The sequence below is a fragment of the Brevundimonas sp. SGAir0440 genome (assembly GCF_005484585.1).
Lineage (GTDB): Bacteria > Pseudomonadota > Alphaproteobacteria > Caulobacterales > Caulobacteraceae > Brevundimonas.
In genome coordinates this window covers 442,961-465,720 of record NZ_CP039435.1, presented here as the reverse complement: position 1 = coordinate 465,720, position 22,760 = coordinate 442,961, and the positions used below count along the sequence as shown (strand labels likewise).

Annotated in this window: 19 protein-coding genes; 6 read left to right on the top strand and 13 right to left on the bottom strand. The window is 67.8% G+C overall.

What is annotated here, in order from left to right:
* Positions 1 to 50: 50 nt before the first annotated feature.
* Positions 51 to 776 (bottom strand): ribonuclease PH, encoded by a 726-nt coding sequence (gene rph / locus E7T10_RS02200; RefSeq protein WP_112863132.1) that lies wholly within the window; start codon positions 774 to 776, stop codon positions 51 to 53.
* Positions 777 to 890: 114 nt separating this feature from the next.
* Between rph and hrcA the strand changes: the two genes are divergently transcribed.
* Positions 891 to 1,949, top strand: a complete 1,059-nt coding sequence (gene hrcA / locus E7T10_RS02195) for a heat-inducible transcriptional repressor HrcA (RefSeq protein ID WP_137722531.1) — start codon at positions 891 to 893, stop codon at positions 1,947 to 1,949.
* 44 nt (positions 1,950 to 1,993) lie between these two features.
* Complete coding sequence (gene grpE, locus E7T10_RS02190) at positions 1,994 to 2,581, top strand: nucleotide exchange factor GrpE (protein ID WP_199059366.1); 588 nt, start codon at positions 1,994 to 1,996, stop codon at positions 2,579 to 2,581.
* A gap of 24 nt (positions 2,582 to 2,605) precedes the next feature.
* Here the strand turns inward: grpE and E7T10_RS02185 are convergent, their stop codons facing one another.
* From E7T10_RS02185 to E7T10_RS02150, 7 genes are all read right to left on the bottom strand, one after another.
* Positions 2,606 to 4,648 (bottom strand): S8 family peptidase, encoded by a 2,043-nt coding sequence (locus tag E7T10_RS02185; protein ID WP_137720531.1) that lies wholly within the window; start codon positions 4,646 to 4,648, stop codon positions 2,606 to 2,608.
* Positions 4,649 to 4,935: 287 nt separating this feature from the next.
* Complete coding sequence (locus tag E7T10_RS02175) at positions 4,936 to 5,835, bottom strand: dienelactone hydrolase family protein (protein ID WP_137720529.1); 900 nt, start codon at positions 5,833 to 5,835, stop codon at positions 4,936 to 4,938.
* 145 nt (positions 5,836 to 5,980) lie between these two features.
* Positions 5,981 to 7,585 carry a bifunctional phosphoribosylaminoimidazolecarboxamide formyltransferase/IMP cyclohydrolase gene (purH, locus tag E7T10_RS02170; protein WP_137720528.1) on the bottom strand — a complete coding sequence of 535 codons (1,605 nt, stop codon included), beginning with the start codon at positions 7,583 to 7,585 and terminating at the stop codon, positions 5,981 to 5,983.
* A 146-nt stretch (positions 7,586 to 7,731) separates the two neighbouring features.
* Positions 7,732 to 9,579, bottom strand: coding sequence for a heparinase II/III family protein (locus E7T10_RS02165; RefSeq protein WP_137720527.1), 1,848 nt, complete (start codon positions 9,577 to 9,579; stop codon positions 7,732 to 7,734).
* The gene (gene rpe / locus E7T10_RS02160) at positions 9,576 to 10,250 is read right to left on the bottom strand and encodes a ribulose-phosphate 3-epimerase (protein WP_137720526.1); all 675 of its coding nucleotides are present in this window, start codon (positions 10,248 to 10,250) and stop codon (positions 9,576 to 9,578) included. The genes E7T10_RS02165 and rpe overlap by 4 nt, the downstream gene beginning before the upstream one ends.
* Positions 10,251 to 10,297: 47 nt before the next feature.
* Entirely contained in the window at positions 10,298 to 11,686 is a 1,389-nt protein-coding gene (locus E7T10_RS02155) for an RsmB/NOP family class I SAM-dependent RNA methyltransferase (RefSeq protein WP_137720525.1), read from the bottom strand.
* Positions 11,683 to 13,659 carry a potassium transporter Kup gene (locus tag E7T10_RS02150; RefSeq protein ID WP_045811086.1) on the bottom strand — a complete coding sequence of 659 codons (1,977 nt, stop codon included), beginning with the start codon at positions 13,657 to 13,659 and terminating at the stop codon, positions 11,683 to 11,685. The genes E7T10_RS02155 and E7T10_RS02150 overlap by 4 nt, the downstream gene beginning before the upstream one ends.
* Before the next feature lie 168 nt (positions 13,660 to 13,827).
* On the opposite strand from E7T10_RS02150, the gene E7T10_RS02145 reads away from it, so the two are divergent.
* Positions 13,828 to 14,298 (top strand): Rrf2 family transcriptional regulator, encoded by a 471-nt coding sequence (locus tag E7T10_RS02145; RefSeq protein ID WP_055807840.1) that lies wholly within the window; start codon positions 13,828 to 13,830, stop codon positions 14,296 to 14,298.
* 7 nt (positions 14,299 to 14,305) lie between these two features.
* The gene (locus E7T10_RS02140) at positions 14,306 to 15,103 is read left to right on the top strand and encodes an SDR family oxidoreductase (RefSeq protein WP_137720524.1); all 798 of its coding nucleotides are present in this window, start codon (positions 14,306 to 14,308) and stop codon (positions 15,101 to 15,103) included.
* Here the strand turns inward: E7T10_RS02140 and lpdA are convergent, their stop codons facing one another.
* The 5 genes from lpdA to E7T10_RS02115 all read right to left on the bottom strand — a co-directional run bounded on the left by lpdA (position 15,104) and on the right by E7T10_RS02115 (position 21,105).
* On the bottom strand, positions 15,104 to 16,501 hold the full coding sequence (gene lpdA / locus E7T10_RS02135) for a dihydrolipoyl dehydrogenase (RefSeq protein ID WP_137720523.1): 1,398 nt from the start codon (positions 16,499 to 16,501) through the stop codon (positions 15,104 to 15,106).
* Entirely contained in the window at positions 16,498 to 16,956 is a 459-nt protein-coding gene (locus E7T10_RS02130) for a hypothetical protein (RefSeq protein WP_137720522.1), read from the bottom strand. Before E7T10_RS02130 ends, lpdA begins: the two co-directional genes overlap by 4 nt.
* A gap of 129 nt (positions 16,957 to 17,085) precedes the next feature.
* Positions 17,086 to 18,741, bottom strand: a complete 1,656-nt coding sequence (locus tag E7T10_RS02125; protein WP_137720521.1) for a 2-oxo acid dehydrogenase subunit E2 — start codon at positions 18,739 to 18,741, stop codon at positions 17,086 to 17,088.
* A gap of 1 nt (position 18,742) precedes the next feature.
* Entirely contained in the window at positions 18,743 to 19,810 is a 1,068-nt protein-coding gene (locus tag E7T10_RS02120; protein ID WP_371276275.1) for an alpha-ketoacid dehydrogenase subunit beta, read from the bottom strand.
* Positions 19,811 to 19,869: 59 nt separating this feature from the next.
* Positions 19,870 to 21,105, bottom strand: a complete 1,236-nt coding sequence (locus E7T10_RS02115) for a thiamine pyrophosphate-dependent enzyme (protein ID WP_200918604.1) — start codon at positions 21,103 to 21,105, stop codon at positions 19,870 to 19,872.
* A gap of 161 nt (positions 21,106 to 21,266) precedes the next feature.
* Here E7T10_RS02115 and E7T10_RS02110 point away from each other — a divergent pair, with 161 nt between their 5' ends.
* Positions 21,267 to 21,755, top strand: a complete 489-nt coding sequence (locus E7T10_RS02110; protein ID WP_055754211.1) for an Lrp/AsnC family transcriptional regulator — start codon at positions 21,267 to 21,269, stop codon at positions 21,753 to 21,755.
* A gap of 39 nt (positions 21,756 to 21,794) precedes the next feature.
* A complete protein-coding gene (locus E7T10_RS02105) occupies positions 21,795 to 22,733 on the top strand; it encodes a pirin family protein (RefSeq protein ID WP_137720520.1) in 939 nt (312 codons plus the stop codon).
* Positions 22,734 to 22,760: the final 27 nt, after the last annotated feature.

The window sequence follows — 22,760 nt, the reverse complement described above, 5'->3', positions numbered from 1 at the left end:
CAGGACTGACCGAACGAGGATGCCCGTCCGAGCCCCGAGGTGAAACCCCCTTATCGCTTCACCGCCGCCAAGGCCGCCTTCTGCAGGGCGAACAGTTCGGTGCAGCCGGTCTCGGCCAGCGAGAAGAGCCGGTCGAACTCGGCGCGCGAGAAGCCGCGCTTCTCGCCGGTGGCCTGGACTTCGACGATCTGGCCCGAGCCGGTCAGGACGAAGTTTGAATCCGCCTCGGCCTCGGAGTCTTCTTCGTAATCCAGGTCCAGCACCGGCACGCCGTCGCAGACGCCGCACGACACGGCCGCCACCTGGTCCGTGATCGGGTCGGCCTTCAACACACCCTCGTCGCGCAGATAGTTCAGCGCCAGGCTCATGGCGACCCAGGCGCCGGTGATCGACGCCGTGCGCGTGCCGCCGTCGGCCTGGATGACGTCGCAGTCGATCAGCACCTGACGTTCGCCGAGCGCCTTCAGGTCCACCACGGCGCGCAGGGAGCGGCCGATCAATCGCTGGATCTCTTGCGTGCGGCCCGACTGTTTGCCGGCGGCGGCTTCACGACGCCCGCGCGTGTGGGTGGCGCGGGGCAGCATGCCATATTCGGCGGTTACCCATCCCTGACCCGAGTTGCGCATCCAGCCCGGCACCTTGTCCTCGATCGAGGCGGTCACCAGCACCTTGGTGTTGCCGAAACTGATCAGGCACGAGCCCTCGGCATAGCGGTTGACGCCGGTCTCGATGGTCACGGGACGCAGTTGATCGTCGGTGCGTTGCGAATGGCGCATGGGCGGGATCCTTGGAAGTCTGACCTTGGAAGCTGTGGCGGCGGTGCTTATCCTGAAACCGTGAGCCTGTATGCCCCGAAAAACCCGCCGTTCGACGCCGGCCCATCCCCGAATCTGGCCCTCGCGGGTCTGGCGGGGCTGGATGCGCGGGCACGCGACATCTTCCGTCGCATCGTGGAATCCTATTTGGAGACCGGCGAGCCGGTCGGGTCGCGGACCCTGTCGCTGGGCGGCGTCGCCCTGTCGCCCGCCTCGATCCGCAACACCATGCAGGATCTGACCCTTGCGGGCCTCTTGGCCGCGCCACACACCTCGGCCGGGCGGATCCCGACCCACGCGGGCCTGCGCCTGTTCGTGGACGGCCTGCTGGAAGTCGGCGACCTGACCAAGGAAGAACGGCGTGAGATCGACGGGCGGCTGGCGGGGCGCGGTCGGAACTTCGAGGCGGCGCTGGATGAAGCCTCGAACCTGCTGTCGGGCCTGGCCGGCGGCGCAGGCGTTGTCTCCAGCCCGGTGCGCGATTCCGGCGTCAAACATGTCGAGTTCGTGGCCCTGGGCGGCGATCAGGCCCTGGCGGTCATCGTCGCTGATGACGGCACGGTCGAGAACCGCATCATGACCCTGTCGGCCGGCGTCACGCCGTCGACCCTGGTCGAGGCCTCCAACTTCCTGAACGCCCGCCTGCGCGGCCGACCGTTCGCCGACGCCCGGCGCGAGATGACGCAAGAGCTGGAAATCGCGCGACGCGAACTGGACCAGACCGCCGCCCGCCTGGTCGAGGACGGATTCGCCGCCTGGTCCGGCGGCGCCGACCGGGAGCGCGCCCTGATCGTCCGCGGTCGCGCCAACCTGCTTCAAGACCGGGAAGGCCTGGCCGATCTGGAGCGGGTCCGCGTCTTGTTCGATGATCTGGAGCAGAAGGAACAGCTGATCGGCCTGCTGGACGGCGTCGATGCGGCCCAAGGCGTACGCATTTTCATCGGCGCCGAGACACGGTTGTTTTCACTTTCGGGTTCCGCCGTGATCGCGGCGCCCTATATGAGCGGCCGACAGCGGGTTCTGGGCGCCATCGGCGTCATAGGCCCCGCAAGACTGAACTACGCCCGTGTCATTCCGTTGGTGGACTATACCGCCCGGGTGCTGGGCCGGATGCTGGACGGGAACGACAAGTGAGCGACAAGCCCCTTAACGACGAACTGAACGCCGTGGACGCCGACATGGCCGAAACCAATGCCGAACACGGGCTGGACGCCCATCCGTCCGACGATCTGGCGCCGCTGGACGCCGTGATCGCGGAGCGTGACGAGTGGAAGGACCGCGCCCTACGCGTCGCCGCCGAGATGGAGAATCTGAAGCGCCGTTCGGAGACGCAGCAGAACGACGCGCGCGCCTTCGCGATCCAGCGCTTCGCCAAGGACCTGCTGGGCGTCGCCGACAATCTTGAACGCGCCCTGATGGCTGCGCCCAAGGACGCCGAGGGCGCAACGGCCGGTCTGGTGACCGGGCTGGAACTGACGCAAAAGGCCTTGCTGCAAGCCTTCGACGCCAACGGCCTGAAGCGCGTCGCGCCGGAGGCGGGCGAGGCCTTCAACCCGCATCTGCATCAGGCGATGATGGAACAGCCGTCCGAGACCGTGCCCGGCGGGTCGGTGATCCAGACCATGCAGTCCGGTTTCGAACTGTTCGGCCGCACCGTCCGCCCCGCCATGGTGGTCGTCGCCGCCAAGGGATCCGGCGCCCAGGCTCCGAACCCCTATGGCGCCGCCCCCGCCGCCGACGGTCAGGCCTTCGACGGCAAGGCCTGATCCGCAGTCTTCAGGCGGCGTCGGTCAGAACTGACGCCGCCAGGCTCCGATCAAGGCGAACTCCGGCGGCGCGTCTGCGACATGGCGCGGCTCGCGGCTGGCGACCGCTTGCAGCGTCATGCTGGACCCATCCCACAGCCGACGTTCGCCACCGAGGATGAAGTCGATCTGGCGGCCGCTGGGCGTCGCCGAGAAGCTGCGGCGCGAATAGGTCAGCGGATCGAAATATTCAACCGGAACATCCGCCAGCATGGCCGAGAAGGTTCCGCGCTCGATCCTGAGCGGTTGAGCCAGGGTGAAGCTGATCCGGTCGCAGATCATCGAACAGCCCGTCAACAAGCCCAGCCGCCAGTTCGAACTGATCGCCGCCTGATCCATCGACAGGAACCGGCCCTCGATCCGGGTCGACCCCATCCCCGCCTCGCCGATCAGGCGCAGGCCCGGCCGCAGGGTCCAGTCGCCGCCAAGCGCATAGAAGCTGGTCCGTGACGGCAGGGCGAAGTCGGACCCGCCCGGCAGGAAGGCGCCCAAGGGCCCGAGACGCTCATCCAAGGCGCCCACGCTGAACGACAGACCGCCGTCCGCTCCGCGCCATCCAATCGCCGCGCGACTATAGGTCGAGGCATCCTGCTCGACACGACGCAGCGGCATCCGGCGATCGCCGCCCCCGCTTTCGCCAGAAACCGTCACCGCGCCGAACCGCATGGCGCCGCGCACGGCGTGGTCGGCCTGGGCCAGGGCGGCGAAACCGTCGCCCGCCGCGCCGTTGAACGGCGATGTCGCCCCGCCCTTGCCTTGCCAGACCGAGAAGTTCATCCGGCCCGTGGCGACGTCAAGCATCGCCTCCTGACGCGGCTCGTCCCCCATCCAAGGCGCATCATACAGATCGTGACGAGGCGCAATCGGGTCAGGTCGCACGCTGGGTTGCGCCGCAATCAGGTTCAATCGACCGCCGCCCGGCAGGGCCAGGGTCGTTGTCGCCGTGGTGTTCTGCTCGAACGGCGCCGCCTGATAGGACCGGCTTGGCGCAGTCGGATAGGCGCCCCCCAGTTGGACGGCGAACATGCGATCGTAAGCGTCGTAGAGCACCGTATTCAGCGCCGTCTGCCGACCGAAAGCGTCCCCGAACGCCGCGCCGACGAAACTGCCCGGTTCACTCATGCTGACGATGGAGCTTCCATCAGCCAGCGGCGTCGAGGTCGTGCCGGCCGGCCGGAAAGCGCGGGCCATGTCCAGCAGGCCGCGCCCATAGACGATGTCAGTGCCCGGATCGCCGGCGTCGCGGGCGGTCGTCAGCAAGACATCCAGAGCCGCACGGGCCGTCAGATTGGGGAAGGCCTGCATTAGCAAAGCGAGCGCGCCGGAGACATGCGGCGCCGAGAAGGATGTGCCGTTGACGCGCCAACATGACGTGCCCTCGCACCCAGTGATCACATCCTCGCCCGGCGCTGAAATATACCCGGCCGCCGTATCCCCTGCCCGGTTCGAGAAGCTGGACATCGCATCGGTCGCGCCGTGCGATCCGACCGCGATGACGCTGCCGGCGAACCGGGGGTCGATGGCGTAACGCGCGGGCCAGCCCGGATTGGCGTTTCCGTCGTTGCCTGACGAAGCCACGATCACGGCGCCCGAGTTGACGGCGCGCAACAGCGCCGCCTCGAACGCCGAGCCCAGCCGCCCATCGCCGCCCAGCGACATGTTGATGATCTTGACGCCATTGGAGACGGCGTAGTCCAGCGCCCGCACCAGATCCGAACTGCTGAAACAGACCTCGGTATTCTTGTCCGTGCAGTCAGAGATATCGGTGCGGATCGACAGGATGGTCGAATTGTACGCCACCCCGATCGTACCGAACCCGTTGAAGTTCGAGGCGATCACGCCCGACACGCGCGTGCCGTGGCTGCTTGACGCCACATAGGGCGTATTGCGCCCCACGACGACGTCGGTCGAGGCGCTGGAGATACGCCCCTCCAACTCGGGCAAGGTATTGGCGATGCCGGAGTCAACGACGGCGACGGTGACGCCCGCTCCAGTCGCCCCGGCCTGCCAGGCGGATTGGACCTTCATATTGGCCAGGCCGTAGTTCCGCAGATACTCGCTCGACGTGACCGAGGGAGGCGGAGGCGGCGGAGGCGGTGGTGGGGGGGGAGGAGGCGGGGGCGGTGGGGGCGGAGGAACAGGGGGCGTGATCGTGCCGCCGCCGCCACCGCCTCCACCACCGCCTCCGCACGCTGCGAGAGGCAGAAACAGCAGGCCGATACCCAGGACGATCGCCCCGCGAAGTCGCAATCCGTTCACGCCCTAACCCTCCCACACTCAAGGCTGCTTCCCGCAACCTTGGCATCAGTAACGGCCTAATTCTTTAACGCTTTATCGAACGTCGCCAGCAGCTTGGACCAGCCGTCCTTCGCGTCAGCCTCCGCGTAGCTGGCGCGGTAGTCGGCGTGGAAGCCGTGCTGGGCGTCGGGATAGACGACGATCTGGCTGCCGGTCTGGCCGGCGCGGGCCAAGGCTTCGCGCATCCGTTCGACGCTGGCCAATGGAATGCCCTGATCCTTCCCGCCATACAGGCCGAGCACGGGCGCCTTCAGATCGTCGGCGATGTCGACCGGCCAGGGTTGGCCCGATGAGGTCTGAACCGGCGTGGCGTCTGCGGCGGGGGCCAGGCGGCCGTACCAGGCCACGCCCGCGCCGATGGCGGCGAACCGCGCCGCCGCCTGCCACACCACCTTGCCGCCCCAGCAGTAGCCGGTGATGCCGACCTTGCCGTCCTTGGACCACGACTGCTGACTGGCCCATTCCAGCGTCGCCGACAGGTCACCCATCACCTGTTCGTAGCTCGCCGCCCCGACGATCTGCATGATCCGCTGCATGTCGGACAGCGGCGCGGGATCCTCGACCCGGACGAAGAAGGCCGGCGCAATGGCGGCGTATCCCTGCTTGGCCAGACGGCGGCAGATGTCGCGGATATATTCGTGGACGCCGAAGATTTCGGACACAACCACCACGACCGGGAACGGGCCGCCGCCCGCCGGCCGGGCGACATAGGCCGGAAGCTGGAACCCATCCGGCGCGGCATAGGTCACGGTCTCGGTGGAGAGGCCCTCGGCGTCGGTCGTGATGGGCTTGGCTTCCTTGGCCAGGGCCGCGACCGCATAGCCGGAAAACAGCAAGCCCCCCAAGGCACCCAAAGTTCGACGGCTCAGTTTCAGGTCGTCGGCAGTCTGGCCTTCGGGGCGGATCAGCACGGTCATAGGACGCTCCAACGCGGGAAAGGCGTCAGAGCATCACGGCTGACGGCAGTCGTCCAGTCACGATAAGGCGCGCTACAAAACGGGAAGAAGGGGGCTCAAGCAGCGAGCGACCGCGTCGCGCGCGTTAGCGCCCTTCTTCCCTTCATCAATGCCTGAAGACCCGCACCCCGGTGAAGGCCATGGCGATGCCCTTTTCGTCGGCGGCGGCGATGACTTCGGCGTCGCGCATGGAGCCGCCCGGCTGGATCACCGCCGTGGCCCCGGCCGCGACGGCTTCCAAGAGACCATCGGCGAAGGGGAAGAAGGCTTCGGAGGCGCAGGCCGAACCCTCGGCGAGCGACTGGGTCAGACCCTTGGCCTCTCCAGCCTCCTTGGCGCGGATGGCGGCGATGCGGGCGCTGTCGCGGCGGTTCATCTGGCCGGCGCCGATGCCGGCGGTCTGGCCGTCCTTGGCGTAGACGATGGCGTTGGACTTGACGTGTTTGGCCACGGTGAAGGCGAACAGCATGTCCTGGATCTCAGTCGGCGTCGGCTGGCGCTTCGTCACGATCTTCAGGTCCGACGGCTTGATCAGCGACCGGTCGCGGCTCTGGACCAGGAAGCCGCCGGCGACCGAGCGGAAGACCTCGCCCGGCCCTTGCGGATCCGGCAGGCCGTCGGTGATCAGCAGACGCAGATTCTTCTTGGCCGCGAAGACGGCCTTGGCTTCGTCGTCGGCGCCGGGGGCGATGACGACCTCAGTGAAGATGCCGGTGATGGCGCGGGCGTCCTCAGCCGTAAGCGGGCGGTTGACCGCGATCACGCCGCCGAAGGCCGAGACGGCGTCGCATTCCAGCGCGCGAGCGTAGGCCTCTGACAAGTCCTTGCCGATCGCCACGCCGCACGGATTGGCGTGTTTGACGATGACCACGGCCGGCTGTTCGAACTCCGCGACCAGTTCATAGGCGGCGTCGGCGTCCGCGATGTTGTTGTAACCCAGCTCCTTGCCCTGAACCTGTTCGGCATAGGCCACGCCGGGGCGACGCTCGCCGGTGCGGTAGAAGGCGCCCGTCTGGTGCGGGTTCTCGCCGTAGCGCAGGGTCTGGGCCAGGGCGCCCGCGATGGACTTGCGGGCCGGGGCGGCGTCCTCGACCTGCTGGGCGAACCAGCCGGAGACGGCGGCGTCATAGGCGGCGGTGCGGGCGAAGGCGCGGGCGGCCAAGCGCTTGCGCAGGGCCAGATCTGTGGAGCCTTCGGCCTTCAGCGCCTCAAGGATCAGGCCGATGCTCTCGCCGTCGACGGCGACGGCGACATAGCCGTGGTTCTTGGAGCCCGAGCGGATCATGGCCGGGCCGCCGATGTCGATGTTCTCGACCGCCGCCTCGAACGCGCCGCCGGCCGCGACGGTGCTCTCGAACGGATAAAGGTCGATCCAGACGATATCGATGGCGCCGATGCCGTGATCGGTCATGGCCTGGGCATGGTCGGCCGCGTCACGCACGCCCAAGAGGCCGCCGTGAACGATGGGGTGCAGGGTCTTGACCCGGCCGTCCATCATCTCGGGGAAGCTGGTCAGGTCAGCCACGTCCTTGACCGGCAGGCCCAGCTTCTCGATCGCCGCCCGCGTCCCGCCGGTTGAGACCAGTTCGACGCCCTGATCGTGCAGGGCGCGGGCCGCGTCCTCCAGCCCGGCCTTGTCGGACAGCGAGATCAGGGCGCGTTGCGGCTTGACCCGGTCTGGGGCGGGCGGAAAGTCGGGAGCGGCGGGCATGGGCGGCGTCCGTGATGGCAGGGGAGGATGGCGCGCCGTCTAGACCCAAACCGCTTCGCCGTCACCCCACGGACGGTTTCAGAGCCTGATCGGCAGAGATCAAATCGCAGCGCGATTTTATCGACGCCGTGAATCAGGCTCTTGCATCAGGTCGGTTCGCCGCTCGCGCCGGCCGGGCTTAGCTTCCAGCGAATCTTTGTCTCGCTGTCGGTGCGGGCCGAGCCGCGCACCACGATCTGAAGGGAGCGGCGGGTCAGGCCGGCGTCGATATGGACGCTGGGCTCGATGGCCACGTCCGGTCCGTCGGTCCTGAACCACCAGCCCCGGCCCGACGCGCCGCGCAGCAGGATCGACCGCCGGTCGCGCGCCAGAGAGGCCTGAACCCCTGGCTCGAGATGGAAGCGGATGGCGTAGGGGGCCGCGATCTGGCGCACCATCTCCTTGCGGCCGGGCGTGGGGAACAGCTTTTCTTCGGCCCGCAGCTCGTCCAGCCGTTGGTCCAGATACAGCCGGCGTTGATGGTTCAGGCCGAACAACTCATTCCAGCCGTCGTGTTCCATCGCCAGCCAGACGGCGCCGTCGCCGTCGCGCAGGTCGGTGGTCACATGGATCGGCGGTCCGACCAAGCGCGGGCCCAATAGGTCGCCCTTCCAGCCGCCCAGCGGTTCGTTCAGCGACCGTTCGCCCAGGGTCAGGGTCGAATGGGCCGGCGTCAGGCGCAGCGCCTGGCGGTCGGTTGAGGCCGACGTCCACCCTGAGCCGGTCACCAGACGGTCCTTGCCGCAGGCGATCTCCAGCGCCAGCGGCTGGGCGCAGGCGGCCGCCCCCCAGGCGTCGCGAGCCGGCGGGGCGTTGTCGGCGATGATGGTCAGCAGGGGGCTGGCGATGCGCGTCAGGCCGGCGACCGCACCGGTCGCTGGAGGCGCATCGTCGCTCCTGGCCGCCGCTTCGTCGTCGTGAGCGCGGGCGGCCGCGACGCGTTCAATGGTGGAGGGGCCGCCGCCTTGGAAACTGGCCAGACGACCGTCGGGCAAGGTCAGCAGGCGCAGGCCCTGCGTCAGCCGGGCGATGGCGGCCGAGACGCTCTCAGGCGTCGGTTCGGACAGTTGTGACAGGGCGTCGTCCAGCGTCAGCAGGTCGAGCAGCAGCTCGAGAGCCGCCTCGGGACTGCGCGAGGCGTGGCCGCCGTCGGCCCGCACCGTCGTCTTCAGGGCGCCGTCCAGCCGCGACAGCGCGCGGCGACGCAAAGCCTGCCCTGGCGCCCCCGCCAGCACGCAGCCGCCGATGGCCGCCGCCGTCAACCGCTCGGCCCGGCTGGCCAGACCGCCGGGCGGACGCAGCAGTTGCCGGGTCTGGCGCGCCAGACTATCGGCCAGTTTCAGCCGCTCGGCCTCCGTCGCCACCGCGCCCATCCGCCGTGCGCCGCACGCCAGATTGACGACCCGCCGCGCCAGGATTTCCGGTCCCCAGGCGAAGGGCGACCATCGTGCGAAGGCGTCGGCCCAGGCCAGGGTCAGACGCAGCGCCTCGCGCGCGCCACGGTCGGCTTGGGCCATCAGCCCCGGCAGCCAGGCGAAGGCATGAAGCTCGACCGCAAAGGGCCGCGAGGGGCTGGGCCTGTTCCACGGATCGGACGGGGGTTCGACCTCCATCGCGGCGCCGGCCAACATGAAACGCCCGGCCAGGACATTGCGCCCCGGCGCCGGATCATGCGGGCGGAAGTCGCGCGGCGTAGCGGCGAATGCGGTCACCTTGCCCCCGCCCAACGGCGACCCCAGCGTCAAGCCGTAGCCGGGCAGGCCGTAAAGCTCGATCCACAGCTGCCGCGTCGCCAGCCGTCCGGCGATGGCGGGCCACAGGCCGGGTCCGGCGATCGTGTCGCCCGACCGCACCGGCGTGCGCACCGGCGCGCCAGGCAGGCCGGGGATCTGACCCGAGGCGACGTCCAGCGTCGTTTCCTGGCCCCGCGGGGCGAAGGGGCCGAGCGGGCTCACGCGAAGCTCTGAGCAGCCGGCGCAGCCTTCAGGGCGGCGATATTGGTCGCATAATCGCCCTTGAACACGAACGACCCAGCGACCAGAGCATCGGCGCCGGCGGCGACGCAGGCTGCGGCGTTGGCGGAGGTCACGCCGCCGTCCACCTGGAGGTGAGCCGACGAACCGGCGCGGTCGAGAATGGCCCGCGCGCCCGCAATCTTCTTCAGCGAACTGTCGATGAACTTCTGACCGCCGAAGCCCGGATTGACCGACATGATCAGCACCAGATCGACCAGATCGACCACCTCTTCCAGGATCGACAGCGGCGTCGCCGGATTGAACACGACGCCGGCCTTGGCGCCCAGCTGGCGAATGCGACCCAGGGTCCGGTGCAGGTGCGGCCCGCTTTCCGGGTGAACGGTCAGGACGTCGGCGCCCGCCTCGCGGAACGCCTCCAGCCAAGGATCCACCGGCGCGACCATCAGGTGCACGTCGAAGGGCAGGGTCGTGTGCGGCCGGATCGCCTTCACGACGTCGGGGCCAAGCGTGATGTTCGGCACGAAATGCCCGTCCATCACATCGACATGGATCCAGTCGGCGCCCGCCGCCTCCAGCGCGCGGACTTCTTCACCCAGCCGCGCGAAATCGCTGGCGAGGATCGACGGGCAGATCAGAGGGGTAACGGCCATGGCCTCCCGGATAAGGCGGGTTGCGGGCAGGAGCAAGGCGCTCCCGATCAGGACACCCGTTCCAGCCTGGCCGCGAAGAAGCCGTCCAGTCCGCCGTGTTCGGCCCACATGGAAGGCAGGATGCGCAGCCAGCCTTCGGGCGTCAGCGCCTCGGATGGGGCGCCGACGGCGGCCGGATCGGCGGCGACGGTGCGGAAGACGGGGTTGCGACGCAGGAAGGCGATGATCTGGGTCTCGCCCTCCTCGCGCTCCAGCGAGCAGGTGCAATAGACTAGACGGCCGCCCGGCTTCACGCGCTCGGCGGCGGCGTCGAGCAGGCGGTGCTGGACGTCGGCCAGCTTGGCGACCTCTGCCGGTTTGGTGGCGCGCAAGACCTCCGGATTGCGGCGGAAGGTGCCCGTCGCAGTGCAGGGGGCATCCAGCAGAACCGCGTCGAAGTTGCGGGCGTCCTCCCAGTCCTCTGCCGGGACGGCGACGACTTCGGCGGTCAGGCCGGTCCGCTCAAGGTTTTGCGTCAGGCGTTTCAGACGCGGGGCCGAACGATCGAGCGCAACGACCGAGGCGCCGGCGGCCGCCAGTTGCAGCGTCTTGCCTCCAGGCGCGGCGCACATGTCGAGCGCCGTCTCGCCCGGTTTCACATCCAGCAGCCGGCCGGGCACGGCGGCGGCCGCGTCCTGGACCCACCAGTCGCCGTCTTCGAAACCGGGCCAGCCGGCAACATCGCCGCGACGGCCGGTGCGAACCGTGCCCCCGGGCAAGGCTTCGCCCTCGACAGCCGCAGCCACGACCGCAGGATCCACGCCTGGCTTCAGGCTGAGATCGGTCGCGGGTTCTTCGCGCGCGGCCAGGGCCAGACCCGCCAAGGCGGCTTCGCCATAGGTCGCCTTCCAGCGCGCCGCGATCCAGTCCGGCAGATTGCTCTCGGCCGTCGTCAGGCCGGGACCTTCACGCCCAACTCCGCGCAGCACCGCATTGACCAGGTTCTTATAGGGCCGGGTCTTGGGATCGCGCTCGGCCAGTTTAACCGCCGTCGAGACGGCGGCGAAGGCAGGCGTTTCCAGCACCAGGGTCTGAGCTAGAGCGATGCGCATCAGGGTGCGCACAGCCTCGGGCGGCGACTTCTTCAGGCGGCGATCCAGGATCTGATCGATCTCGCCCAAACGACGCAGGGCCGCCATGGCGACGGCGCGGGCAAAGGCGCGATCCACCGGCTCCAGCGCGCGGGCGGCGGGCTGAGACAGGGCTTCGTCCAGTCCGTTGCGCTTCTCCAGCGCGGCGTTCAGCAGGATGCCGGCGACGACGCGGGCTTCGACGCCGATATCGTCCTGCGACGGATCTTGAGCGGCCTCGGCCGAGGCCGCGCGCGGGCGGCTCTTGGTGGCCATGCGACGGCCGCGCGCCTGCGAGCTCTGCCCGCCCCGTCCCTCGGTGCTCATACCGCCACCTGCGCGCCCAGTTCGACCACGCGGCCGGGCGGGATGTGGAAGAAGTCGGTCGGATTGGCGGCGTTGCGCATCAGGAAGATGAACAGCTTGTCCTGCCAAAGCGGCATGCCTTGACGCGCCGACGGGATCAGCGAACGGCGACCCAGGAAGAAGCTGGTCGACATGATGTCGAACTTCAGACCCTGCTTGCGGCACAGGCCTAGAGCGCGCGGCACGTTCGGCGTCTCCATGAAGCCGTAGGTGACCGTGACCTTCTTGAAGTCGTCGTTGATCGGCTCCATCCGCACCCGGTCAGCCTCCTTGACGCGCGGGCGCTCGGAGGTGCGCACGGTCAGGATGACGTTCTTCTCGTGCAGCACCTTGTTGTGCTTGAGATTGTGCATCAGGGCGACCGGCGCGACGTCGGGATCCGAGGTCAGGAAGATGGCCATACCCGGCGCACGGTGCGGCGGACGGGCCTGAAGCATCTCGATCAGATCGTTCAGCGGCAGGCTGTCCTTGCGCGTCTTGGCCGTCAGAATCTGCGTCCCCCGCACCCAGGTCCACATCACCACGACCAGCAGGGCGCCCAGCACCAGCGGCATCCATGCGCCGTCGGGAATCTTCAGCAGGTTGGACGTCAGGAAGACGCTGTCGATGAAGGCGAACGGAAGCAATGTTCCGACCACCGCCCACATCGGCCACTTCCAGCCCTTGCGAATGACCGAATAGGCCATCAGCGTGTTGACCAGCATGGTGCCCGTCACCGCCACGCCATAGGCCGCGGTCAGGTTATGCGAGCTCTGGAACACGACCAGCAGCACCAGCACCCCGACCATCAGGAAGGTGTTGACCGCCGGCACGAAGATCTGGCCGGCCTGGGTCTCTGAGGTGTTCTTGATGTCGATGCGCGGCAGAAGGCCCAGCTGAACCGCCTGTTGCGTCACCGAGAAGGCGCCGGTGATCACCGCCTGCGAGGCGATGACGGTAGCGGCGGTCGCCAGGATCAGCATCGGCCAATAGGCGAACTGCGGCACCATGTTCCAGAACGGGTTCTCGGACGCGGCCGGATTGTCCAGGATCAGGGCGCCCTGGCCCAGATAGTTCAGCGTCAGGCACGGCAGGACGAAGGCCAGCCAGCCCATGCGGATCGGCGCCTTTCCGAAATGGCCCATGTCGGCATACAGGGCCTCGGCCCCCGTGACGGCCAGGAAGACGCTGCCCAGGATCACGAAGCCCAGGAAGCCGTCGTTGAGCAGAAGCATGACGCCATAGTGAGGCGACAGGGCCCGCAGCACGCTGACGTCGTCGAAGATATGATAGAGGCCAAGCGCCCCCAAGCTCAGGAACCAGACGGCGGTGATGGGGCCGAAATACTTGGCCAGGCTGGCCGTACCGCGCGACTGGACCAGGAACAAGGCGATCAGGATGCCGGCCGAGATCGGCACGATGAAGGAGTCCAGCCGCCCGGCCAGACCCGGCGCGTCCTGCAGGCCTTCGACGGCGGAAAGGACCGAGATGGCGGGCGTGATGATGCCGTCGCCATAGAACAGGGCCGCCCCGCAGACGCCGAGTATGAAGATCCAGGCGCTGCGCCGACCGACCGCGAACTGCGCCAGCGCCATCAGCGATAGGGTGCCGCCCTCGCCCTTGTTGTCGGCGCGCATCAGGAAGAAGACGTATTTGAACGTCACCACGACCATCAGCGCCCAAAACGCCAGCGAGACGACGCCGATCACGGCCAGGTCGCCGCCGACGCCGGAGCGCGCATGGTCGATCGCCTCGCGCAGGGCGTAGAGCGGGCTGGTGCCGATGTCCCCGAACACCACGCCGATCGCGCCGATGGTCAGGGCCCAGAAGCCGCCGTGCTTGGCGGCCTGGCCGCCCGGAATGTGGGAGTCCGGACCCGTGGCGTGGGTGGGCTTGTCCGGCGTGTTCGACGCGGGCGAGGGAGCGCTCGCGTCGTGGGGAGTGTCCCCGGCCATGCGTATCCTCCGGGTCTCCGACGCGGCGTCGGTCCCTTCAAAGCGGCGAGCCTTTAGGCTCATTCCACGCGGTCTTCAATCGCGCCGCAGCGGATTCGGTTTCGGCGTTCTGCGGCGCGATTTGTGATTCGGCCCCTGAACGCCTATTTTCGCATCAGGAACAGAACCATGTCAGACAGCCAACGCTTTCCCGTCGCCGCCCACGCCCTGGCCTATATGGCCCACAAGGGCGCGTTCGGGCCTGCGCAGGCGATGCCCAGCGGCGTGCTGGCGTCCTCGATCCCGACCAATCCCGTCGTGGTGCGCCGCGTGACCGCACTGCTGGCCAAGGCCGGGCTGATCGCCACCCGACCGGGCGCGACCGGCGGCTCCTGGCTATTGCGTCAGCCCGAGGACATCCGGCTGGATCAGGTGCTGAAGGCGGTGAACGGATGCGCCCACATCGGCTCGCCCCCCGCCGGCGCCAAGGGTTGTCCGATCAGCGAACATATCCCGCGCCAGGTGGCCAAGGCCCTGACCGCCGCCGACGAGGCCGCGACGGAAGCCCTGTCCAAGATCACCATCGCCGACCTTCTGGCCGACAATCCGATCGCGCTGGCGGCCTTTGCGCCGCACAAGTCCTGCCCCGTCGCGGCCTGATCGATCTGTGAGCCGAACCGTTCTGATCACCGGCGCCTCGGCCGGCATCGGCGCGGCCCTGGCCCGGACCTATGCGGCCGAGGGCTGGAATGTGATCCTGACAGCGCGTCGCCAAGCCCCGCTGCAGGCTCTGGCTGACGAACTGACCGCCGCCCACGGCGTGACCGCGACCGTGATCCCCGAAGACCTGTCCGACCCCGCGGCGCCCGAGCGGCTGGTCGCGACCATCGCAGCCCGCGGCCTGACCGTCGACGGGCTGGTCAACAATGCCGGATTTAGCCGGGTCACCGGCTTTATGGACACCGACCTGAGCGCCCACCGCGCCATGATCCAGGTCATGCTGACCGCGCCGGTCGAGCTGTCGCGCCTGTTGCTGCCCGGCATGATCCAGCGCGGCTTCGGCCGAGTGCTGAACGTCGCCTCGCTGGCTGGCCAGATGCCCGCGACCGGCGGCGACACCCTGTACGGGCCGATCAAGAGCTTTCTGATCAAGGCGTCGCAGGGCCTGCACCTTGAGACGCAGAGGACCGGCGTTCACGTAACGGTGCTGAACCCCGGCTACACCCTGACCGAGTTCCACGACGTCAACGGCTCGCGCGAGCAGGTGTCCAGCGCCTATCCGGCCTGGATGTGGATGGACGCCGCGCGCGTGGCGCGCATCGGCTATGACGCCTGCGAGGCCAACCGTGCCAGCGTCACCCCCGGCGTCATGAACAACGTCATGGCCGGACTGGCCCGCTTTCTGCCCGACGGCCTGGCGCTCCGCATGGTGGCGAACCATGCGAAGCGGCTGGACCGGATCTGATCAGATGTGGATGGCGTGCCCGAGGGCGCGCAGGCTGGCCTCGTGGAAGGCCTCGCCCAGCGTCGGGTGGACGTGAATCGTCCCGGCGACGTCTTCCAGAACCGCCCCCATCTCCAGCATCTGGGCGAAGCTGTTGGACAGTTCCGACACATGCTGGCCCACCGCCTGGATACCCAGGATGCGATGATCGCCCTTGTTCGCGATCACCCGCACGAAGCCGCCGTCCTCGCCCGCCTCGATGGCCAGGGCGCGACCGATCGCGGCGAAAGGGAAGACTGACTGAATCACATCGTCGCGGCCCGCGACCTCGTTCGGGCCCAGACCGGCCGAGACGATTTCCGGCTCGGTGAAGCAGACGGCGGCGATGGTGACGGGATCGAAGATACGGTCATGGCCGGCGATGATTTCGGCGACCACCTCGCCCTGGGTCGAACCCTTATGCGCCAGCATGGGTTCGCCGGTCAGGTCGCCGACCGCCCAGACGTTCTTCATGCTGGTGGCGCAGCGCTGGTCGATCGTCACGAACGGCCCGGCCATGGCCACGCCCATGTTTTCCAGGCCCCAGCCTTGCGTACGCGGACGCCGACCGACCGTGACCAGCACCTTGTCGGCGTCCAGTTGCAGCGGCTCGCCGTCCTTGGTCGTGATCGACAGCTTCCCGTCGCCGAAGCCCCCGGCGCGCGCCCCCAGATGCAGCTCGACGCCATGCTTCTCCAGCCACTTGGCGACCGGATCGGTCAGAGCCTTGTCGTAGAGCGGCAGGATACGGTCGGCCATTTCGACGATGGCTACTTCGGCGCCCAGCTTGCGATAGGCGATGCCCAGTTCCAGCCCGATATAGCCGCCGCCCACGACGACCATCTTCTTGGGAACCTCCGACAGGCTCAGGGCCTCGGTCGAGGAGATGACGTCGCCGCCGAACGGCAGGAAGGGCAGTTCGACCGGCTCGGATCCCGTCGCCAGGATGACGTGTTCGGCGGTGATGCGGATATCGCCTTCGTCGGTCTTGACCACGCAGGTCTTGGCGTCGGCGAACTCGGCCCAGCCCTTGATGACCTTGACCTTGGCCTTCTTCAGCAAGGCCGCGACGCCTGCGTTCAGCTTACGGACGATGCCGTCCTTCCACGCGACCGTCTGCGTCAGGTCGATGGCCGGCGCCGCCGCCGTGATGCCCAGCGTCCCGCCACCGGACGCCTTGGCCACCGTCTCGAACTTGCCCGCCGCATGGATGATGGCCTTGGAGGGGATGCAGCCGACGTTCAGGCAGGTGCCGCCCAGCCCATCGCCGCCGTCCACCAACACGGTGTCGAGGCCCAGCTGGCCGCAGCGAATGCCCGCGACATAGCCGCCGGTGCCTGCGCCGATGACGAGGACTTTGGTTTTCAGGGTCTGGGTCAACGATAGGCCTCAAGGCGGGTGCTGAACTGCGGAGGAACTTGCTGGGGCTCAAAAACGCGGACCGCACCGGATCCGGTTTCCATGGCCAAAACGATGTCGCCGGGTTTGACGCGCTGGAAATCGACGCAAATCATGCCTTGATAGCCGCCCAGCGGACGGGCGGTTTCTGCAGCGGTCAGGGTGTATGTCTCTTGCGGGGCGCCTTGAAGCGTTTCCAGTCTGGCGATGGTCGCCTTGGATTGAATGACCTCGATGGTCGGCGTCCGGCTGGGTTCCGGCAAACGCTCCACCGTCGTTACGCGCCCGATGAAAAGCGCCGGCCCATCGGACCGTAGCAGAGACGACCATGCCGGCGGCGGCTCGGGTATGCAGGCGTTCGCGGACGAGGCGACGACGCCGACGGCTGCTAGCAGGCTGGCGCCGATGGTCAGCGCTTTGACTTTGACTTGCCGCATCACATTACCCTTCCGATTCCCGATGCTCCTCTCTCGGCGAGGAGAGGATCATCAAGAGCCATGCCGCCGATTTCAAGGTGATAGCCATCGGCGCGGGCGGACCTCGCTTTCCCGCTTAGAAAATGGGCCTCATCCCATCCACAGCGTCGCCGGGTTTTCCAGAAGCCCCTTGATCCGCTGCACGAACACCGCCGCGTCGTGACCGTCGACGATGCGGTGATCGAAGCTGGACGACAGGTTCATCATCTTGCGTACGACCATCTGGCCGTCCTTGACCACGACCCGTTCGGCGATCTTGTTGGGACCGACGATGGCGACCTCGGGGTGGTTGATGATCGGCGTGTGGACCACCCCGCCCAGCGTGCCCAGCGAGGTGATGGTGATGGTCGAACCCGACAACTCCTCGCGCTTGGCCGAACCGTCCTTGGCCGCGCCCGAGACGCGCGCGATTTCCAGCGCCGTATCGTGGGGGTCGCGCGCCTCGGCGTGTCGGACCACCGGCACCATCAGGCCGTTCGGGGTCTGGGCGGCGATGCCCAGATGGACCGGGGCGTGCTGGGTCAGGACGCCGGCTTCGTCGTCATAGGTGGCGTTGATCTGGGGCTGGTCGCGCAGGGCGACCACGATGGCGCGGGCGATGAAGGGCAGGACGTTCAGCTTGGGCTGATCCTTGGACTTCGTCGCGTTCAGGTGGGCGCGCAGCTCCTCCACCGCCGTCATGTCGATTTCCTCGACATAGGTGATGTGGGGAATGCGGCGCACGCTCTCGGCCATCTTCTCCGCAATCTTGCGGCGCAGGCCGATGATCTTGACCTCGGTCGTCCCTTGCGCCTTCGCATAGGTCGAGCCGCCGCCGGACGGCGCCGATGCGGGTTGCGAACCGCCGCGCGCGATGAAGCCGTCCAGGTCCTCGTGCGTGATCCGACCCGCCGGGCCGGAACCGGGCACGAAGGTCAGATCGACGCCTAGGTCCCGCGCGCGATTGCGCACGGCCGGCGAGGCCGACGGCCGTTCGCCGGGCGCGCGGCCGGTCAGGGCGGGAACAGGCTTGGACGGCGCGGTCGCTGAAGTCGCCCTTTGGGTCGTCTCACTAGCTACGGAAGACGCCGTCGAACTCTCGGCCGGCTTCGGGGCCGGTTTCGGCGCCGCGACGGGCGTCGAGACATTGCCCTTGCCCTCGACATCGAACGCGACCAGCGGCCCGCCGACCGGCACGGACTTGCCCGCCTCGCCGTACAGGGCGACGACCGTTCCGGCGACCGGCGAGGTGATCTCCACCGTGGCCTTGTCGGTCATGACATCGGCCAGGATCTGGTCTTCCTCGACCGCATCCCCGACCTTGACGTGCCAGCCGACCAGCTCGGCCTCGGCCGTGCCTTCGCCCACGTCGGGCAGTTTGAAGACGTAATTGCCGGATGTCGGCGCGGCGACAGCGGGGGCTGCCGTCGTTTCGACCTTCGGCGCTTCGGCGACCACGGGCGCGGGGTCCGGTTTGGCGACGGCAGGGGCGGCAGGCGTCGGGGCGTCATCGGCATTGCCCGCCCCCTCGACCTCGAACTCCACCAAGGGACCGCGCACCGGCACCATGGCGCCGGGTTCGCCATGCAGGGCGACAACCTTGCCGCTGACCGGAGCGGTGATCTCGACCGTGGCCTTGTCGGTCATGACGTCGGCGACGATCTGGTCCTCGGCGACGACATCGCCGACCTCGACGTGCCAGCCGACCAGTTCGGCCTCGGCGGTGCCTTCGCCCACGTCGGGCAGTTTGAAGACGAAACGACCCATCTTATCGACCTCCCGTCATGACGCTCTTCAAGGCGTCTGCGACCCTTTGCGGCCCGGGGAAATATTCCCATTCGAAAGCGTGCGGATAGGGCGTGTCCCAGCCGGTGACGCGCGCGATCGGCGCCTCCAGGGAATAGAAGCAGCGCTCCTGCACCAGGGCCGACAGTTCGCCGCCGAAGCCCGAGGTCTTGGGCGCCTCATGCACGATGACGCAGCGGCCGGTCTTGTTCACCGAGGCTTCGATGGCTTCGATGTCCAGCGGCACGAGCGAGCGTAGGTCGATGACCTCGGCGTCCACGCCCGCGTGTTCCGAGCCGGCCAGGGCGACCCAGACCATGGTCCCATAGGCCAGGATAGTGACGTCGTTTCCTTCGCGCATCACGCGCGCCTTGCCGATGGGCTCGACATATTTGCCGGTCGGGACCTGGGCCAGATCCTGGGCCTTCCACGGGCTGACCGGCTTCTCGTGCCAGCCGTCGAATGGGCCGTTGTAGAGGCGTTTCGGCTCGAAGAAGACGACCGGATCGTCATCCTCGATGGCGGCGGTCAGCAGGCCCTTGGCGTCATAGGGGTTGGACGGAATGACGACCTTCAGACCCGCGATGTGGGTGAACAGGCTTTCAGGCGACTGGCTGTGGGTCTGGCCGCCGAAGATGCCGCCGCCGTAAGGGCTGCGCACCGTGATCGGCGACGTGAACTGACCGCCCGAGCGGTAGCGCATCTTGGCCGCTTCCGAGACGATCTGATCGTAGGCCGGGTAGATGTAGTCGGCGAACTGGATCTCCACGACCGGCCGCAGGCCATAGGCGCCCATGCCGATGGCGGCCGCGACGATGCCGCATTCCGAGATCGGGGCGTCGAAGCTGCGGGTCAGGCCGTGCTTCTGCTGCAGCTTGTCGGTGACGCGGAAGACGCCGCCGAAATAGCCGGCGTCCTCGCCGAACGACAGGACATTGGCGTCTTCGGCCATCTTGACGTCGATGGCCGAGTTCAGCGCCTGGATCATGTTCATGGGGACCACGCCCGCGCCCGTCGCCTGCGAGGCCGGAGCGGCGTTCTGGTCGACCATGTCCGGCTCGACGCCATCGTTGCGATCGGCGTCGGTGAAGGTGGTTTGCTCGCTCATGGTCAGACCCCCACCTCGCGGCGCTGTTCGATCAGGCGCCAGTCTTCGGTCGCATAGACCTCTTCGAACATTGTCTTCACGCTGGGGCGCGACTGGCCCAAAGTGCCGATGGCTTCGGATTCCTTGCCGGCGGCGCGGACCTGCTCGACGGCGTCCTTCAGCGCGGCGGCGTGACGCTCGTCGTCCCATTCGCCGATGACGGTCAGATGCTGGCGCAGCCGTTCGATCGGATCGCCCAGCGGCCATTTCTCATGCTCGTCGCCGGGGCGATAGCGGCTGGGGTCGTCGGAGGTCGAGTGCGGGGCGCCGCGATAGGTGAACAGCTCGATCACCGTCGCCCCCTGGTTCGACCGCGCCCGTTCCTCGGCCCACTGGGTCGCCGCCCAGACCGCCAGGAAGTCGTTGCCGTCCACCCGCAGAGCCGGCAGGCCATAGCCGATGGCCTTGGAGGCGAAGGTGGTCTCAAGCCCGCCGGCGATGCCCTGGAAGGAGCTGATGGCCCACTGGTTGTTGACGACGTTCAGGATGACCGGGGCGCGATAGACGGAGGCGAAGGTCAGGGCGTTGTGGAAGTCGCCCTCGGCCGTGGCGCCGTCGCCGATCCAGCTGATGGCGATCTTGTCGTCGCCCTTGTAGGCGCTGGCCATGGCCCAACCCACGGCCTGCGGCACCTGGGTGCCCAGATTACCGCTGATCGTGAAGAAGCCGTAGTCCTTGGCCGAATACATGATCGGCAGCTGGCGGCCTTTGATCGGATCTTCGGCGTTCGAATAGATCTGGTTCATCATCGCGACCAGCGGATAGCCGCGCGCGATCAGAAGCCCCTGCTGGCGATAGGTGGGGAAGCCCATATCCTCGCGGCTCAGGATCATGCCCTGCGCCACCGCGATGGCCTCTTCGCCGGTGCACTTCATATAGAAGCTGGTCTTGCCCTGGCGGTGGGCGCGATGCATCCGGTCATCGAAGGCGCGCGTCAGGATCATGGCCTTCAGCCCCCGGCGCATCGTCTCAGGATCCAGGCGCGGGTTCCACGGACCGACCGCAGCGCCCTCGTCGTCCAGCACCCGAATCAGGCGGAAGGCGAGATCGCGCATCTGATACGGGGTCGATCCGACCTCGGGCCGCTCGACCACGCCGGCGGGGTCCATCTGCAGATGGCTGAAGTCCGGCGTATCGCCGGGACGGCCGGACGGCTCCGGCACGCGCAACGACAGGGGCTGGCTGTTCTTTTTGTTCATCTTATCGTTCATGCGGGCGTCCATATCCGTTCTGGGGTCCGTCCGTGTTTCCTCTGGACGTGTGATAACACGCCGCTTAAGCAGGTGCTCGCTCAATTTGACCTTGCGCAATCCCGATATCGGGTATTTTATTTCGCGATAACTATAATCGGAGAAACGCATTGGCCGACGAACTCGACCCCATCGACGCCCGCATTCTGGATATCCTGCAACAAGACGCCGGGCTGTCGGTCGCAGAGGTCGCCGATCGCGTCGGGCTGTCGGCCTCGCCCTGCTGGCGGCGGATCAAGCGGCTGGAAGACTCCGGCCTGATCACCAAGCGCGTCACCCTGCTGAACGCTCAGCTGCTGGGCCTGGACTTCGAGGTCTACGCCATCGTCAAACTGATGCTGCCCTCGGCGGACAATCTCAATGTCTTCGAGGCCGCCGTGGCCAAGTGGCCGGAAGTGGTCCAGTGCGCCACCATCACGGGGCGCGAGGACTATGTGCTGCGCATAATCACCTCGGACATGCACGCCTTCGACCTGTTCCTGCGCGAGAAGCTGCTGGCCCTGGGCATCGTCTCGGACTGCGAAAGCCACATCGTCACGCGCGGCGTGAAGAATGTGACCGCCCTGCCTCTTGGCATCATCACGCCTCACGTCGGATAACGTCGCTCAGGCGGCGCGGGCCGCTCTGGGAGCCGATACATGATCGAACTGGTGATCGACGCACGCCGCAAGGACCTGGGCGGGTTCGAGGTCGGGCGCGTCCTGCCCTTCCATTCGCGCCGGATGGTCGGGCCCTTCATCTTCCTGGACCAGATGGGACCGGCCGAGTTCGCGCCCGGCGCCACGGCCATCGACGTGCGGCCCCACCCGCATATCGGCCTGTCGACCCTGACCTATCTGTTCGAGGGCGAAATCATGCACCACGACAATCTCGGCTACGATCAGGCGATCCGGCCGGGCGAGGTCAACTGGATGACCGCCGGCAAGGGCATCGTCCATTCCGAGCGCACCGATCCGCTGAAGAAGAGCAAGGGCGGGCCGATGCACGGCATGCAGGCCTGGGTCGCCCTGCCCGACGAGGCCGAAGAGATGGACCCGGCCTTTCATCACCTGGGTGAGGACGCCCAGCCGGCCTACGAGAACGGCGGCCTGTTCGCGCGACTAGTGGCCGGTGAGGCTTACGGCGCCAAGGCGGCCGTCCCTGTGTCGTCGCCGCTGTTCTACATCCACTGGGAGCTTCAGCCCGGCGTGCGAACCGCCCCGCCGTCCGGCAGGGGCGCCGGAGGCATGAGCGAGCGCGCGCTCTATGTGGCCAAGGGCTCCATCGAGGTCGGCGATCGCACCTTCCACGAGGGCCAGATGATCGTGCTGGAGCCGACGGCTGAGCCGACGGTCAAGGCCCTGACCCAGTCGACCGTCATGGTGCTGGGCGGCGAGCCGGTGGGCGAGCGGCTGATCTGGTGGAACTTCGTCGCCTCCAGCCAGGCCCGCATCGATCAGGCCAAGGCCGATTGGAAGGCAGGCCGGATGAGCCTGCCCCACGCCGACGATCTGGAGTCCATCCCCCTGCCTGACGAACCCGCCAAGGCGCAGGCGGAGCCGGCGCCAGTGACGCCCAAGCCGACCGATCCGGTCTAGCGGGCAGGCAGAAGGTGACGTGGCGAG

Coding starts and splice junctions, on each gene's coding strand:
- E7T10_RS02145 (WP_055807840.1), top strand. CDS start 13,828: ATGTCAGACAGCCAACGCTTTCCCGTCGCCGCCCACGCCCTGGCCTAT.
- E7T10_RS02105 (WP_137720520.1), top strand. CDS start 21,795: ATGATCGAACTGGTGATCGACGCACGCCGCAAGGACCTGGGCGGGTTC.
- grpE (WP_199059366.1), top strand. CDS start 1,994: ATGGCCGAAACCAATGCCGAACACGGGCTGGACGCCCATCCGTCCGAC.
- E7T10_RS02125 (WP_137720521.1), bottom strand. CDS start 18,741: ATGGGTCGTTTCGTCTTCAAACTGCCCGACGTGGGCGAAGGCACCGCC.
- E7T10_RS02130 (WP_137720522.1), bottom strand. CDS start 16,956: ATGCGGCAAGTCAAAGTCAAAGCGCTGACCATCGGCGCCAGCCTGCTA.
- E7T10_RS02120 (WP_371276275.1), bottom strand. CDS start 19,810: ATGGTCGACCAGAACGCCGCTCCGGCCTCGCAGGCGACGGGCGCGGGC.
- rpe (WP_137720526.1), bottom strand. CDS start 10,250: ATGGCCGTTACCCCTCTGATCTGCCCGTCGATCCTCGCCAGCGATTTC.
- E7T10_RS02150 (WP_045811086.1), bottom strand. CDS start 13,659: ATGGCCGGGGACACTCCCCACGACGCGAGCGCTCCCTCGCCCGCGTCG.
- E7T10_RS02115 (WP_200918604.1), bottom strand. CDS start 21,105: ATGAACAAAAAGAACAGCCAGCCCCTGTCGTTGCGCGTGCCGGAGCCG.
- E7T10_RS02175 (WP_137720529.1), bottom strand. CDS start 5,835: ATGACCGTGCTGATCCGCCCCGAAGGCCAGACTGCCGACGACCTGAAA.
- rph (WP_112863132.1), bottom strand. CDS start 776: ATGCGCCATTCGCAACGCACCGACGATCAACTGCGTCCCGTGACCATC.
- E7T10_RS02185 (WP_137720531.1), bottom strand. CDS start 4,648: ATGAAGGTCCAATCCGCCTGGCAGGCCGGGGCGACTGGAGCGGGCGTC.
- purH (WP_137720528.1), bottom strand. CDS start 7,585: ATGCCCGCCGCTCCCGACTTTCCGCCCGCCCCAGACCGGGTCAAGCCG.
- E7T10_RS02155 (WP_137720525.1), bottom strand. CDS start 11,686: ATGAGCACCGAGGGACGGGGCGGGCAGAGCTCGCAGGCGCGCGGCCGT.